This is a genomic window from Microbacterium sp. 69-7 (assembly GCF_001897985.1).
Lineage (GTDB): Bacteria > Actinomycetota > Actinomycetes > Actinomycetales > Microbacteriaceae > Microbacterium > Microbacterium laevaniformans.
In genome coordinates this window covers 1-13383 of sequence record NZ_MKRU01000039.1, presented here as the reverse complement: position 1 = coordinate 13383, position 13383 = coordinate 1, and the positions used below count along the sequence as shown (strand labels likewise).

Annotated in this window: 13 protein-coding genes; 11 read left to right on the top strand and 2 right to left on the bottom strand. The window is 71.1% G+C overall.

Annotated elements, in window-relative coordinates:
• Positions 1 to 137 precede the first annotated feature (137 nt).
• The 7 genes from BGN98_RS03870 to BGN98_RS03840 all read left to right on the top strand — a co-directional run bounded on the left by BGN98_RS03870 (position 138) and on the right by BGN98_RS03840 (position 7653).
• Entirely contained in the window at positions 138 to 1001 is an 864-nt protein-coding gene (locus tag BGN98_RS03870; protein WP_288119684.1) for a Rossmann-fold NAD(P)-binding domain-containing protein, read from the top strand.
• 220 nt (positions 1002 to 1221) lie between these two features.
• Positions 1222 to 2271: an N-acetyl-gamma-glutamyl-phosphate reductase gene (gene argC, locus BGN98_RS03865; protein WP_204946822.1), complete on the top strand. Its 1050-nt coding sequence runs from the start codon at positions 1222 to 1224 to the stop codon at positions 2269 to 2271.
• Positions 2268 to 3425 (top strand): bifunctional glutamate N-acetyltransferase/amino-acid acetyltransferase ArgJ, encoded by a 1158-nt coding sequence (gene argJ / locus BGN98_RS03860; protein ID WP_288119683.1) that lies wholly within the window; start codon positions 2268 to 2270, stop codon positions 3423 to 3425. The genes argC and argJ overlap by 4 nt, the downstream gene beginning before the upstream one ends.
• Entirely contained in the window at positions 3422 to 4324 is a 903-nt protein-coding gene (gene argB, locus BGN98_RS03855) for an acetylglutamate kinase (RefSeq protein WP_005048948.1), read from the top strand. Before argJ ends, argB begins: the two co-directional genes overlap by 4 nt.
• A 56-nt stretch (positions 4325 to 4380) precedes the next feature.
• Complete coding sequence (locus BGN98_RS03850) at positions 4381 to 5619, top strand: acetylornithine transaminase (RefSeq protein ID WP_288119685.1); 1239 nt, start codon at positions 4381 to 4383, stop codon at positions 5617 to 5619.
• Positions 5616 to 6539 carry an ornithine carbamoyltransferase gene (gene argF / locus BGN98_RS03845; RefSeq protein ID WP_005048953.1) on the top strand — a complete coding sequence of 308 codons (924 nt, stop codon included), beginning with the start codon at positions 5616 to 5618 and terminating at the stop codon, positions 6537 to 6539. The genes BGN98_RS03850 and argF overlap by 4 nt, the downstream gene beginning before the upstream one ends.
• 25 nt (positions 6540 to 6564) lie before the next feature.
• Positions 6565 to 7653 carry a DUF418 domain-containing protein gene (locus tag BGN98_RS03840; protein WP_288119680.1) on the top strand — a complete coding sequence of 363 codons (1089 nt, stop codon included), beginning with the start codon at positions 6565 to 6567 and terminating at the stop codon, positions 7651 to 7653.
• A 5-nt stretch (positions 7654 to 7658) separates the two neighbouring features.
• On the opposite strand, the gene BGN98_RS03835 is transcribed toward BGN98_RS03840, so the two are convergent.
• Positions 7659 to 8723, bottom strand: a complete 1065-nt coding sequence (locus BGN98_RS03835; protein WP_288119678.1) for a putative endonuclease domain-containing protein — start codon at positions 8721 to 8723, stop codon at positions 7659 to 7661.
• A 233-nt stretch (positions 8724 to 8956) separates the two neighbouring features.
• On the opposite strand from BGN98_RS03835, the gene argH reads away from it, so the two are divergent.
• Complete coding sequence (gene argH, locus BGN98_RS03830; protein WP_288119676.1) at positions 8957 to 10393, top strand: argininosuccinate lyase; 1437 nt, start codon at positions 8957 to 8959, stop codon at positions 10391 to 10393.
• 47 nt (positions 10394 to 10440) lie between these two features.
• Positions 10441 to 11088: a SatD family protein gene (locus BGN98_RS03825; RefSeq protein ID WP_005048961.1), complete on the top strand. Its 648-nt coding sequence runs from the start codon at positions 10441 to 10443 to the stop codon at positions 11086 to 11088.
• 14 nt (positions 11089 to 11102) lie between these two features.
• Here the strand turns inward: BGN98_RS03825 and BGN98_RS03820 are convergent, their stop codons facing one another.
• Positions 11103 to 11696, bottom strand: coding sequence for a hypothetical protein (locus BGN98_RS03820; RefSeq protein WP_016463230.1), 594 nt, complete (start codon positions 11694 to 11696; stop codon positions 11103 to 11105).
• Between the two features lie 103 nt (positions 11697 to 11799).
• Between BGN98_RS03820 and tyrS the strand changes: the two genes are divergently transcribed.
• The gene (tyrS, locus tag BGN98_RS03815) at positions 11800 to 13131 is read left to right on the top strand and encodes a tyrosine--tRNA ligase (protein WP_016463229.1); all 1332 of its coding nucleotides are present in this window, start codon (positions 11800 to 11802) and stop codon (positions 13129 to 13131) included.
• Between the two features lie 28 nt (positions 13132 to 13159).
• A partial coding sequence (locus BGN98_RS03810) for a DUF4184 family protein (protein ID WP_288119671.1) occupies positions 13160 to 13383 on the top strand: 224 nt, incomplete at its 3' end.

Genomic DNA, 13383 nt, shown 5'->3' with positions numbered 1-13383 from the left:
GTCTGGGGGTGGGTGGCGCTCGTCGTCGGCATCGTCGTCGGCGGGGGCGCCGCGGTCCTGGGGGTGTGGCTCGGCGGCCGGACGCTGGATCGCACCGGTCCTGACCTGCTCCAGCGCATCAGGGCTTTCCCGACGACATGACCGATGTTCTGATCCTCGGCGGGACCGGATGGCTGTCCCGGCGCATCGCGGAGCGCTGGCGGGATGCCGGTGCCGCCGTGACGGTACTCGCCCGCGGCGGCCGCGACGCGCCGGCCGGCACCCGGCTGGTCGTCGCCGATCGGGAGCGCGACGATGCCTACACCGCCGTCGCGGATCGCGAGTGGGACGTGGCGGGCGCCGACGAGTCCGCCGCCCTCGCCGTCGCCGCCGAACCCGGCGACCCGTACGACTACCGGCGCGAGAAGGCCGCCGCCGAGCAGGCCGTGACAGCCGCCCTCGGCCGCCGTGCGGCCGTGGTGCGCCCGGGACTGATCGTCGGCCAGGGTGACCCCACCGATCGCTTCGGCTACGGGGTCGCCCGCCTCGCCGCCGCGGCGGCCGAGCCCGTGCTGATTCCCGACGCACCCGGCGCGCGGGTGCAGGTGATCGACGTCGACGACCTGACCGACTTCGTGGTCGAGGTGGGCGCGGCGCGCTTCACCGGTGCCGTCAATGCCGTCGGCGACAGTCTTCCGCTGGAGGCGGTGCTCGCCATCGCTCGCAGCGTCGCCGGTCACACCGGTGCGCTCGTCCCGGCATCCGCGCCGTGGCTCGTCGCGCACGGCGTGGGGTACTGGGCGGGGGAGCGATCGCTGCCGCTGTGGCTGCCCGACGATGTGCCCGGCTTCGCGACTCGCGCCAATGGCACCTATCGCATTCTCGGCGGACGCCACAGGCCGCTGGAGGACGTGCTGCGGCGCGTGCTCGCCGATGAGCGCGAACGGGGACTGGACCGTCCCCGCTCCGCCGGGCTCACGCGCGCCGACGAGCGCGAGCTCCTCGATGCCCTTGCGCAGTGACGGCATCGATTTGCGGCGACGACGCGCCGCGCGATAGCGTCTCCGCATGCACGCCGCCGGTCCCGTCACCGTTGCCACGGTGCTGCGCGCGCGCCGACGTCAGGACGGCCGCCGACTCTAGGCGACCCCGCGAGCTCCCTGTCGTCGTGACGGGTCGAGTCGCCGGTGTCGCCGCTTCGAGCCCACCGTTTGCCGACTCACGTCACAATAAGGTTGAACAATGACCCTTTCGGTCGCCGTCTCCGGCGCTTCCGGCTATGCCGGCGGCGAGATCCTGCGCCTCCTCGCCGCTCATCCCGACGTCCACATCCGCACCGTCACCGCGCACAGCAACGCCGGCGATGCGCTCATCCAGCATCAGCCCCACCTGCGTTCGCTGGCCGACCTCACCCTGCAGCCGACGACGCCCGAGGTGCTCGCGGGCCACGACGTGGTCTTCCTCGCGCTCCCGCACGGTCAGTCCGGTCAGTACACCGACGCGCTCGCCGACACGCCCCTGGTCATCGACGCCGGTGCCGACCACCGTCTGATCTCGCCGGCGGCGTGGGACGCGTTCTACGGCGGCGCCTTCCACGAGCCGTGGACCTACGGCGTGCCGGAGCTGATCGTCGGCGCGGGCGGGCAGAAGCAGCGTGAGCACCTCGTCGGCGCCTCCCGCATCGCCGCCCCGGGCTGCAACGCCTCCACGGTGGCGCTGAGCCTCGTCCCCGGCGTCGCGGCCGGCGTCATCGATGCCCGCGACATCGTCAGCGTGCTGGCCGTGGGGTCCTCCGGGGCGGGTAAGAGCCTGAAGACGAACCTGCTCGCCTCCGAGATCCTCGGCACCGCGAACCCGTATGCCGTCGGCGGCACGCACCGCCACATCCCCGAGATCCAGCAGGCGCTCGCGGCCGCCGGTGCTCCCGATGCCCGCGTCTCGTTCACGCCGGTGCTGGTGCCGATGGCCCGCGGCATCCTGGCCACCTCCACGGCACCGATCGTGGACGGCGTGACGGATGCCGAGATCCGCTCGGCCTGGGAGAGCGCGTACGACGGTGAGACGTTCGTGCAGCTGCTGCCCGAGGGGCAGTTCCCCCGCACGGCGGACGTTCTGGGCGCCAACACCGCCCTCGTCGGACTCGCGGTCGACCGCGCCGCGAACCGCGTCGTCGTCGTGACGGCCGTCGACAACCTCGTCAAGGGCACCGCCGGTGCCGCCATCCAGTCGATGAACATCGCCCTGGGCCTTCCCGAGGCCACGGGTCTGACCGTGAACGGAGTGGCACCGTGAGCGTCACCGCCCCTGCAGGATTCGCCGCCGCCGGCGTCGTGGCCGGTCTCAAATCGACCGGCAGGCCCGACGTCGCCGTCGTCGTCAACCGCGGCCCGCTGAAGGTCGGAGCCGCCGTGTTCACCAGCAATCGTGCCAAGGCCAACCCGATCCTGTGGTCGCAGCAGGCCATTCAGGACGGCACCGTCGAGGCGATCGTGCTCAACTCGGGCGGCGCCAACTGCTTCACCGGGGCGTTCGGTTTCCAGACCACTCATCAGACGGCGGAGAAGGCCGCCGAGCTGCTGAGCATCAGCCCCGGCGACGTGCTCGTGTGCTCCACCGGGCTCATCGGCACGGGCGACGAGGTCTTCCGCGGGAAGGTCCTTGCCGGTACCGAGGCGGCGATCTCCGCCCTCTCGGACGACGGCGGCGACCACGCGGCGCGCGCCATCATGACGACCGACACCGTACCCAAGACCGCTGTCTTCGCCGGTGACGGGTGGACCATCGGGGCGATGGCCAAGGGTGCGGGGATGCTCGCTCCGGGCCTTGCCACGATGCTCGTGGTCATCGCGACCGACGCGGTGCTGTCGGCCGACGAGGCGGATGCGCATCTGCGCGCCGCCACCCGGGTGAGCTTCGACCGACTCGACTCCGACGGCTGCATGTCGACCAACGATCAGGTGACGCTGATGGTCAGTGGCGCGAGCGGCGTGACGCCCGACGCGGACGCGTTCCGTGCGGCTCTCGTCGAGGTGTGCACGAGTCTCGCTCGACAGCTCCAGGCGGATGCCGAGGGTGCGAGCCACGACATCACCATCCGGGTCGTGGGTGCGGCATCCGAGGACGACGCCGTCGAGGTGGGGCGCTCGGTCGCGCGTAACAACCTCTTCAAGGCCGCGATCTTCGGAAACGACCCCAACTGGGGCCGCGTGCTGGCCGCGATCGGCACGACGCAGGCGGCCTTCGACCCCTACGCCGTGGATGTGAGCTTCAACGGGGTGCGACTGTGCAGCGCGGGTGCGCCGGACCGCCCCCGCGAGGAGGTCGACCTCACGCCGCGCGCGACGGACGTGCTCATCGACCTCAAGGCGGGCGCGGAGGCGGCGACGATCTTCACCAACGATCTGACGCACGACTACGTGCACGAGAACAGCGCGTACAGCTCATGACCGGCAAGATCCAGCAGACCACGCCCGAGGAGGCCGCCGAGAAGGCCGCCGTCCTCATCGAGTCGCTGCCGTGGCTGCAGCGCTTCCGCGAGCAGATCATCGTGATCAAGTACGGCGGCAACGCCATGGTCTCCGAAGAGCTGCAGGACGCGTTCGCGCAGGACATCGCGTACCTCCGGTTCGTCGGTGTCAAGCCGGTCGTCGTGCACGGGGGAGGCCCGCAGATCTCGCAGATGCTCGATCGGCTCGCCATCCCCAGCGAGTTCAAGGGCGGCTACCGGGTGACCTCGACCGAGGCGATCAGCGTCGTGCGGATGGTGCTCACCGGTCAGGTGAACCCGCAGCTGGTCGGGCGCATCAACGCGTTCGGGCCTTTCGCCGTCGGGGTGTCGGGGGAGGACGCGGGGCTCTTCCAGGGGCGGCGGCGCGGCGTGGTGATCGACGGTACCGAGCACGACCTCGGCGCCGTCGGCGACGTCGTCCGCGTCGACCCGCAGCCGGTGCTCGACCAGCTCGCCGCCGGTCGGATCCCGGTGGTCTCGTCGATCGCACCCGACCTCGATAACCCCGGGCACTCGTTGAACGTCAATGCGGATGCCGCGGCAGCCGCTCTGGCCGTCGCGCTGGGCGCGGCGAAGCTCGTCGTGCTCACGGATGTCGCGGGCCTCTACGCCGACTGGCCGAATCGCGACTCGCTGGTCTCGCATCTGACCGCCGATGAGCTGCGCGCGATGCTGCCGCGGCTGGAGTCGGGCATGATCCCGAAGATGCAGGCGTGCCTCGACGCCGTCGACGGCGGCGTCGACACAGCGGCGATCATCGACGGACGCCAGCCCCATTCGGTGCTGGTCGAGGTCTTCACGGAGCAGGGAATCGGAACAGAGGTGGTGGCGCAGTGAGCGGCGTACAGAACGTGAGCGTGCAGGAGTCGGATCTGCTCGAGGGGACGAGCGCGATGTGGCAGGAGGATGCCGGGCGCGACCTCGTGCGCAACGCCGGCGACCGGATGGCCCTGTTCGTCCGCGGCGAGGGCTCGTCGCTGTGGGACGCCGACGGGCGCCGCTACCTCGACTTCCTCGGGGGCATCGCCGTCACCTCGCTCGGTCACGCACACCCCGTCTTCGTGGAGGCCGTGTCGCGCCAGGCCGCCACGCTGTCGCACGTGTCGAACTTCTTCGCGACACCGCCGCAGCTGGCGCTGGCCGCCGAGCTGAAGCGCCTGTCGGGTGCCGGAGACACCGGACGCGTGTACTTCGCGAACTCGGGCGCCGAAGCGAACGAGGCCGCCTTCAAGCTCGCCCGCCTGCACGGCGCGGCGACGGACGCGCGCGGCGCGCGCCCCCGCATCCTGGCGCTGAAGGATGCGTTCCACGGCCGCACGATGGGAACGCTCGCCCTCACCGGAAAGCCGTACATGCAGGCACCGTTCCTGCCGATGGTCCCCGGGGTCGAGTTCCTCGACTCGACGGTGGAAGCCCTCGAGGCGGCCATGGGCGACGACGTGGCAGCCCTGTTCGTCGAGCCCATCAAGGGTGAGGCGGGGGTCGTCCCACTGCCGGAGGGATACCTCACCGCGGCACGCGAGATCACCGCGCGTCACGGTGCGCTGCTGATCGTCGATGAGATCCAGACGGGCGCGGGTCGCACCGGTGCCTGGTTCGCCTTCCAGCGCGAGGGGATCACGCCCGACGCGATCACCGTCGCCAAGGGCATCGGCGGCGGCTTCCCGATCGGCGCGCTCATCACGTTCGGCGCCGCCAGCGACCTCTTCTACCCGGGCACGCACGGCTCGACCTTCGGCGGCAATCCGCTCGCGACGGCGACCTCCCTGGCCGTGCTCGGCGAGATCGACCGCGCCGGCCTGGTCGAGAACGCGGCCGTCCGCGGCGCGCAGCTGCGCGCCGCGATCGAGGCCATCCCGTCGCCGCTGGTCGAGGGATGCCGCGGACGCGGTCTGCTGCTGGGCATCGCGCTGCGGCATCCCGTGGCCGGTGCGGTCGTCGCCGCCGCGCAGCAGCACGGGCTCATCGTCAACGCCGCCAACGACAGCACGATCCGCATCGCGCCCGCGCTGACCATCGGCGACGTCGAGATCGACGAGTTCATCGACCTGTTCACCCGCTCCCTCGCGACCGTCGCCGACGCCCTCGTGCTCGACGCGTCCGACCCCTCGACCCCGGAGGCCTCCGCATGACCCGCCACCTGCTCCGCGATGACGATCTCACCCCGGCCGAGCAGGCCGAGATCCTCGATCTGGCCGTCGCCCTGAAGAAGGATCGCTGGAAGCTCAAGCCCCTCGAAGGCCCCCAGACCGTGGCGGTCATCTTCGACAAGAGCTCGACGCGCACGCGCGTGTCGTTCGCGGTCGGAATCGCCGATCTCGGCGGATCGCCGCTGATCATCTCGACCGCCAACAGCCAGCTCGGGGGCAAGGAGACGCCGTCCGACACCGCGCGGGTGCTGGAGCGCCAGGTCGCGGCCATCGTGTGGCGCACCTACGCGCAGGCGGGCCTGGAGGAGATGGCGCGCGGCACGACGGTGCCGGTCATCAACGCCCTCAGCGATGACTTCCACCCGTGCCAGCTGCTCGCCGACCTGCTCACCATCCGCGAGCACAAGGGCGAGCTGAAGGGTCTGACCCTCACGTTCTTCGGCGACGGCACCTCCAACATGGGTCACTCCTATGTGCTGGCCGGCGTCACCGCCGGCATGCACGTGCGCGTCGCCTCGCCCGCCGCGTATGCCCCCCGCGCCGACGTCATCGCCGATGCCGATCGCATCGCCGCGACGACCGGCGGCTCGGTCACGCTCTTCACCGATCCCGCCGAGGCGGCCGCCGGCTCCGACGTCATCGTCACCGACACCTGGGTGTCGATGGGCAAGGAGGAGGAGAAGATCCAGCGCGTCCACGACCTCGGTGGATACAAGGTCACGCAGGAGACGATGGACCTCGCCGACCCCGACGCGATCTTCATCCACTGCCTCCCCGCCGACCGCGGCTACGAGGTGGATGCCGAGGTCATCGACGGACCGCAGAGCGTGGTCTGGGATGAGGCGGAGAACCGGCTGCACGCCCAGAAGGCCCTGCTGGTCTGGCTGCTGCGCCAGCAGTGATCGGGATGCGGACGGTGGGACGACGATGACGGCCCCCCGTCCGCTCCGCGCGCGCACGCTGGATGGCGACGGCAGGCTCGCCGGCGTCGATCTCGCGCGGGGTCTCGCGGTGTTCGGGATGTTCGCCGCGCACCTGTTGGTGATCGCGCATTTCGATGCTGCGCAACCCGCGGCGTGGGTCGATCTCGTCAACGGGCGGTCCTCGATCTTGTTCGCGACGCTCGCGGGGGTCTCGATCGCTCTCATGACCGGTGCGCGGGCGAGCGCGGGCCGCACGCCCGCGACGGGTCGCACGCTCGTCGTCGCGCGGCGACGCCTGGTCGTGCGGGCGGCGATCATCTGGGGCATCGGGATGCTGCTGAATGCCACGGGTGTGCCGGTCTACGTGATCCTGCCGGCCTACGGCATCCTGTTCCTCCTCGCGGTGCCGCTGCTGCGCCTGTCGGCATCCACCCTCTGGGTCCTCGCCGCCGTCATCGGCGTCGGCGCCCCCTGGGTGCTGCCACTGGCGGATCGGGCGCTCGTGGACGCCGGGGCGATCGGCGGCGACCTCGTTCTGCTGCTGGGCTGGCACTATCCCTTCCTCGTGTGGGCGGCCTTCCTGATCGCGGGTCTGGCTGCCGCACGCTCCGACCTGCGATCGGCGCGCACCCTCGTCGCGCTGGTCGTCGGTGGCGCGGCGTGCGCGATGGCGGCCGCCGCGGCATCCACGGTCATCGACCTGCCCGAGGACTCGTACCTCGGACGGGTGCTGGCCGACGGCGCGCACTCCGGCGGTGTGCTCGAGGCGGTCGGGTCGGGCGGCTTCGCGCTCGCCGTCATCGGCCTGTGTCTGCTGATCTGTCGCACGCCTGCGCGCATCGTGCTGCTGCCCGTGCGCGCCGTGGGGTCGATGCCGCTGACCGCGTACGTCGGGCAGATCGTCGCGTGGGCCGTGTGGGCATCCCTTGCCATGGGCGACGTCGGCGACTTGTCGGGCTTTCGCGACCTGCAGCCGTTCTGGCCGTTCGTCGGCGCGACGCTCGTGTCCTGCACCGCATGGGCCCTCGTCCTCGGCCGCGGCCCCCTGGAACGCGCCCTGGCATACGCCACCCGCGCGGTCATCCCCGGTTGAGCCGTTCATCCGTCCCCTCCCGCCGCATCTGCAGCGGCGACACGACCCCACGGGACGGATGAACGGCGAAGATCGCCGCGAGCCAACGCTGCGGCGATCTTCGCGGCAGCGGGAGCAGCGTCCCGATGCAGGTCTGCGGCGGTCAGGCGCACGACCTCCCATCCCGCGGCCACGCAGGCCGCGTGCTTCTCGATGTCGCGCTGCCATTGCTTCGGCGATCGGCGGTGGTGATCGCCCTCGTACTCCACGAGGACGCCGTGGTCCGGGAAAGCCAGTTCGGTGAAGCCGATGGGTCTGCCGTCAACGCCGAACACGTCGACGTCGAGGAGAGGCTCGGGGAGCTGCCGGCGCGCGCACGCGAGACGTATCCGCGTCTCCGGTGGCGAGGCCGCCCCGACCCGGATCAGCCCCAGCGCCGCGCGCAGTCGCGCAGCACCGACGCGGCGGCCGGCCTCCATCGCCTCCACCAGACCGTCACGCGTCGCCAAGGCGTCAGCGGGCGTGCCGCGATGCATCCCCCGTCTCCGCGGGATGTGCACGATCGCGTCACCCACCTCGACGAGCTCTGCCGCCGACAGCAGCGGAGCCAGCTGCGCCCACACCGATGCCGGCGCGGCCACGCGCAACCCGCGCCGCACGCCGGTCCTCGTGAGTTCGGCGCGCAGCTGATGGCCCCGCACCCCCGCGCCCTTCGGTGCTCGCCGCTCGCCGAGCACGGCGACGTCGATCGCTTCGGCGCCGCGACGCAGCAACCGCAGCGGAAGCGGCAGATCCCAGATCACCGCTGCCGTGACGTGGGTGTACAGGATGCCGGGGACCGCCCGGGTCGCATACGCGCGCGCCGCACGGTGGATCGTCAGGCGCAGCCGCGCATTCTCGTTCGCAGCGGGCGACGCGTCATCGTCCACCGCAGCCGCGGGTTCCGCCGGAGGCCGCGATCGCACGCCCCGGAACGGCGAGGCCAGATCGCGCGCGCGGAGCCGGCGCGGCGACACCCCGGCATCCTGCGCCTGCGCGACGGAGAACGACTCCGGAAGGCTGTCGGGCAGCGGCGACGGGCGACGACTCATCATCGCAGCGTGCCGCGCCTCCTCCCGCGCGACGGGTCGGGCGGCGGTATCTGTGCATACGTGAGCAGCGGGGCGGTGTGGGGAGGGCTCCGCGGCTCGCTCATCCGTCTCGTCTGGTCGCATCGGATGCCGCGATGCGGCACGTCGGGACGGATGAACGTGCTGCGGCGGGCTCTGCGCCGCGCGGAGCGCACCGGGCGGAGCGTCGGCACGGTGCTCGCTAGGCTGGTGCGGTGAGCGAAACGACACCGCACGGCACGAACGACGGCGCACTCTGGGGGGCACGCTTCGCGTCGGGGCCCTCACCGGAGCTCGCGACCCTCAGCCGCTCCACCCACTTCGATTGGGTGCTCGCGCCCTATGACATCGCCGGTTCGCACGCGCACGCCGCGGCGCTCGCCGCCGCCGGGTACCTCACCGCCGACGAAGAGGCACGGATGCACGCCGGGCTCGATGCCCTCGCGGCGGCGGTCGCCGACGGCTCACTGGTCGCCCAGCCGACGGATGAGGACGTGCACGGCGCGCTGGAAGCCGCCCTCATCGCCGAGATCGGTCCGGCGCTCGGCGGCAAGCTCCGCGCGGGTCGGAGCCGCAACGATCAGATCGCCACCCTCGTGCGGCTGTACCTGCTCGACCACGCCCGCGTGATCGCCCGCGATCTCCTGCGTGTCATCGACGCCATCGTCTCGCAGGCCGAGGCGCACGCCGAGGCGATCATGCCGGGGCGCACCCACCTGCAGCACGCGCAGCCGATCCTGCTGGCCCACCACCTGCAGGCCCACGGCTGGCCGCTCGTGCGTGATCTCGAGCGGCTCCGCGACTGGGCGGCGCGCGCGTCGGTCTCGCCTTACGGCGGGGGAGCGCTCGCCGGTGCGACACTCGGCCTCGACCCCCAGCTGGTCGCCGACCGGCTCGGACTCGCCCGTCCGGCGGAGAACTCCCTCGACGGCACGAGTTCGCGTGACGTGGTCGCCGAGTTCGCCTTCATCGCGGCCATGATCGGTGTGGATCTCTCGCGTTTCGCGGAAGACATCATCATCTGGAACACCCGCGAGTTCGGCTTCGTCACGCTCGACGACGGCTACTCCACGGGCTCCAGCATCATGCCGCAGAAGAAGAATCCCGACATCGCCGAGCTCGCTCGCGGCAAGGCGGGACGCCTGATCGGCAACCTGTCGGGTCTTCTGGCGACGCTGAAGGCGCTGCCGCTGGCCTACAACCGCGATCTGCAGGAGGACAAGGAGCCGGTCTTCGACTCGGTCCTGACGCTCGAGACGGTGCTGCCCGCGTTCGCCGGCATGGTGGCGACGATGCGTTTCGACACGGCGCGCATGGCCGCCCTCGCCCCGGCCGGATTCTCGCTGGCCACCGACGTGGCCGAGTGGCTCGTGAAGCAGGGCGTGCCGTTCCGTGACGCACACGAGATCTCCGGGTCCCTCGTGCGCGCGTGCGAGGAGCGTGGAATCGGACTCGAGGATGCCGATGATGCTCTGCTCGCGGAGGTGTCGACGCAGCTGACCCCGAACGTCCGCGAGGTGCTGACGATCGAGGGGTCGGTCGCGAGCCGCACCGGCGCCGGAGGCACCTCAGGTGTCCGCGTGGCGGAGCAGCGCGCCGAGCTCATCGCCCGCTCGCAGAGCGCCGCACGCGCACTGATCGATCTCGAATAGCAGTCATATACTGATATTTTCTGAATATCAGCGATATGCTTCTTTTCATGAGTGTCGCTGTGATCGCCGACATCGTCGGATCGCGTGGTCTTCCCGATCGGGCTGCCGCCCAACGCGCTCTGGAAGAGGCGATCGCCCGCGTCGAGCGGGACGTGCCCCTGGCGGAGCGACAGCTCACCGCGACGGTGGGTGACGAGCTGCAGGGCGTCTACCCCTCTCTGGATGCCGCCATGGCGGCCCTGCTGCTGATTCGGCTCGCGCTGCCCGACGATCTCGACTGTCGGTTCGGCATCGGGATCGGAGCGCACAGCGACGTCCCCTCCCGCGTAGGGACGCTCGCCGAGGGGCCGGCGTGGTGGGCTGCGCGGGAAGCGATCGATGCCATCCACGCCGCGCAGGCGCGCACGATCCCGGGCGCGCGCACCTGGGTCGTCGCCGATGCTGGAACCGCCGTCGACGTCCGAGTGGCCAACGCCTACCTCCTCGCGCGGGACCAACTGGTGACCGCCATGGCGCCGCGCACCCGCCGGCTTGCCTATGGACGGATCCTCGGGGTGACGCAGGCGGAGCTCGCGGCCGCGGAGGGCATCACCCAGTCGGCGGTTTCTCAGGCCCTCGGGGTCGCGGGGGTCGCCGCCCTCGTCGAGGGGTACACGCAGCTGCGCGCCGACCCGACACCGTCATCCGACGTGTGAGCCCCTGGCTCACGTCACCAGACCGCGAGCCAGACGACTCCCGCGACGGCGCACGCCCACAGCAGACTCGCCATCGTGCCGACGATGAATCTCTCGCGTGCGGCCGGTGTGGCCAGCTCCGTGAATCGTCCGACGCCCTTGAGCGCCACGACGATGGCGACCGCTCCGGGAAAGCCGGCGAGGATGCCGAGGGCCGCGCACGCCCGCTCGAGGTAGCCGATCGTCGTGCCGCCGCGCAGGATCTCCTCCTCGTGGACGGCATCGGTATCGCGGCCGGACATCATCTCGACGAGGATGCCGCCGCGCGGGCCCTCTGTCGTTCGGCCGCCGTCGGCGACCGACAGCACCCAGCGCGTGAACGGGTTGCCGCCGACGACCGCAAGCGCGGTGCCGAGGATCGCCAGCGCAGCGGCGGCCAGGACGGGCAGGTGCGCCGGCAGGATGCTGAGGGTGACGAGTGCGAGCACGACGATCGCGGCCGCGGCGATCAGCACCGGGCCTCGCGGACGCCGAAGTGAGATCACGACGAGGATCAGGGCTGCGCACAGCGCGATGAACAGCACGATCACGCCGATCAGCGTGACGATCGCCGGGGTGTCGGGATCCATGTCGTCAGTCTCCCATGGGGCGCGGACGTCGCCGCGGCGGCGCGGACGCGAGCCCCATCGGTGCGATCGGGGCTCGGCATCCGCCGCTGATAACCTGGGGCGCGTGTCTGAAACCGTCTCCGTGAGTGCTTCCGCGCCCGCGCGTGCGCTGGCCCCTGCCAACGACTCCTCGTTCGAGAACGTCTGGGACGAGATCGTCTGGCGAGGCCTGGTCCACGTGTCCACCGACCAGACCGCTCTGCGCGATCTGCTGGGCGGCGAGCCGATCACGTACTACTGCGGTTTCGATCCGACGGCGCCGAGCCTGCATCTGGGTAACCTCGTGCAGCTGCTGCTGATGCGTCGCCTGCAGCTGGCCGGCCACCGTCCCCTCGGTCTCGTCGGCGGATCGACGGGCCTCATCGGCGACCCCCGGCCGACGGCGGAGCGCACGCTCAACACGAAGGACACCGTCGCCGAATGGGTGGGCAACCTTCGCGCCCAGGTCCAGCGGTACCTCAGCTTCGAGGGCGACAACGCCGCGCGCATGGTGAACAACCTCGACTGGACCGCGCCGATGAGCGCCATCGACTTCCTGCGCGAGATCGGCAAGTACTACCGCGTCGGCACGATGCTGAAGAAGGATGCCGTCGCCGCGCGGTTGAACTCCGAAGCGGGCATCAGCTACACCGAGTTCAGCTACCAGATCCTGCAGGGGATGGACTACCTCGAGCTGCATCGCCAGTACGGCTGCGTGCTGCAGACCGGCGGGTCCGACCAGTGGGGAAACCTCACCAGCGGCACCGACCTCATCCACCGCGTCGAAGGTGTCTCGGTGCACGCGATCGGCACGCCCCTGATCACCAACAGCGACGGCACGAAGTTCGGCAAGAGCGAGGGCAATGCCATCTGGCTGGATGCCGAGATGTGCAGCCCATACCGGATGTACCAGTTCTGGTTGAACACCGACGACGCCGACGTCATCGAGCGACTGAAGATCTTCACGTTCCTGTCCCGGCAGGAGATCGAGCAGTACGAGCAGCTGGTGGCCGCGGAGCCGTTCCGCCGTGCCGCGCAGAAGCGTCTCGCGCTCGAAGTGACCACGACCGTGCACGGGCCGCAGGCCACGGCCGCCGTGATCGCGGCATCCGAGGCCCTGTTCGGCGCGGGCGAGCTCGAGGCGCTGGATGCCGCCACACTGCGCACCGCGTTGGAGGAGCTGCCGCACGCGACGATCCCGGCCGGCACCACGGTGGCCCAAGCCCTGGTGGAGACGGGACTGTGCGCGAGTCTCGGGGAGGCGCGCCGCTCGATCGCGCAGGGCGGGGTCAGCCTCGACGGGGTCAAGGTCGATGACGAGTCCACCGCGATCGCGGGTGCGCTGCCCGGCGGGGTGGCCGTGCTCCGCCGCGGCAAGAAGACCCTCGCGGGGCTCTTCGTCGCTCCTGCGGCCTGACCGGGCCCGACACCGCGCCGGAGGTCGCATGCCGTTCACTGTCTCGCACGCCGTGGTGGCGCTGCCGTTCGTGCGGTCGCCGCTGCTTCCGGCGGCGATTGCGATCGGCGCGATGACGCCCGACCTGCCGCTCTTCGTGCGTGGCACGCCGGTGTCGTACCAGCTCACCCATACGAACCTCGTGGTCTCGACCCTGATCGCCGCCGCTCTGACGGCGCTGTGGTACCTGCTGCTGCGTCCCGCGGTGCGTGC

Excerpts from the sequence above, each read along its gene's own strand:
- BGN98_RS03870 (WP_288119684.1), top strand. The coding sequence starts at position 138 with ATGACCGATGTTCTGATCCTCGGCGGGACCGGATGGCTGTCCCGGCGC.
- argC (WP_204946822.1), top strand. The coding sequence starts at position 1,222 with ATGACCCTTTCGGTCGCCGTCTCCGGCGCTTCCGGCTATGCCGGCGGC.
- argB (WP_005048948.1), top strand. The coding sequence starts at position 3,422 with ATGACCGGCAAGATCCAGCAGACCACGCCCGAGGAGGCCGCCGAGAAG.
- BGN98_RS03850 (WP_288119685.1), top strand. The coding sequence starts at position 4,381 with ATGTGGCAGGAGGATGCCGGGCGCGACCTCGTGCGCAACGCCGGCGAC.
- argF (WP_005048953.1), top strand. The coding sequence starts at position 5,616 with ATGACCCGCCACCTGCTCCGCGATGACGATCTCACCCCGGCCGAGCAG.
- BGN98_RS03840 (WP_288119680.1), top strand. The coding sequence starts at position 6,565 with ATGACGGCCCCCCGTCCGCTCCGCGCGCGCACGCTGGATGGCGACGGC.
- BGN98_RS03835 (WP_288119678.1), bottom strand. The coding sequence starts at position 8,723 with ATGAGTCGTCGCCCGTCGCCGCTGCCCGACAGCCTTCCGGAGTCGTTC.
- BGN98_RS03825 (WP_005048961.1), top strand. The coding sequence starts at position 10,441 with ATGAGTGTCGCTGTGATCGCCGACATCGTCGGATCGCGTGGTCTTCCC.
- BGN98_RS03820 (WP_016463230.1), bottom strand. The coding sequence starts at position 11,696 with ATGGATCCCGACACCCCGGCGATCGTCACGCTGATCGGCGTGATCGTG.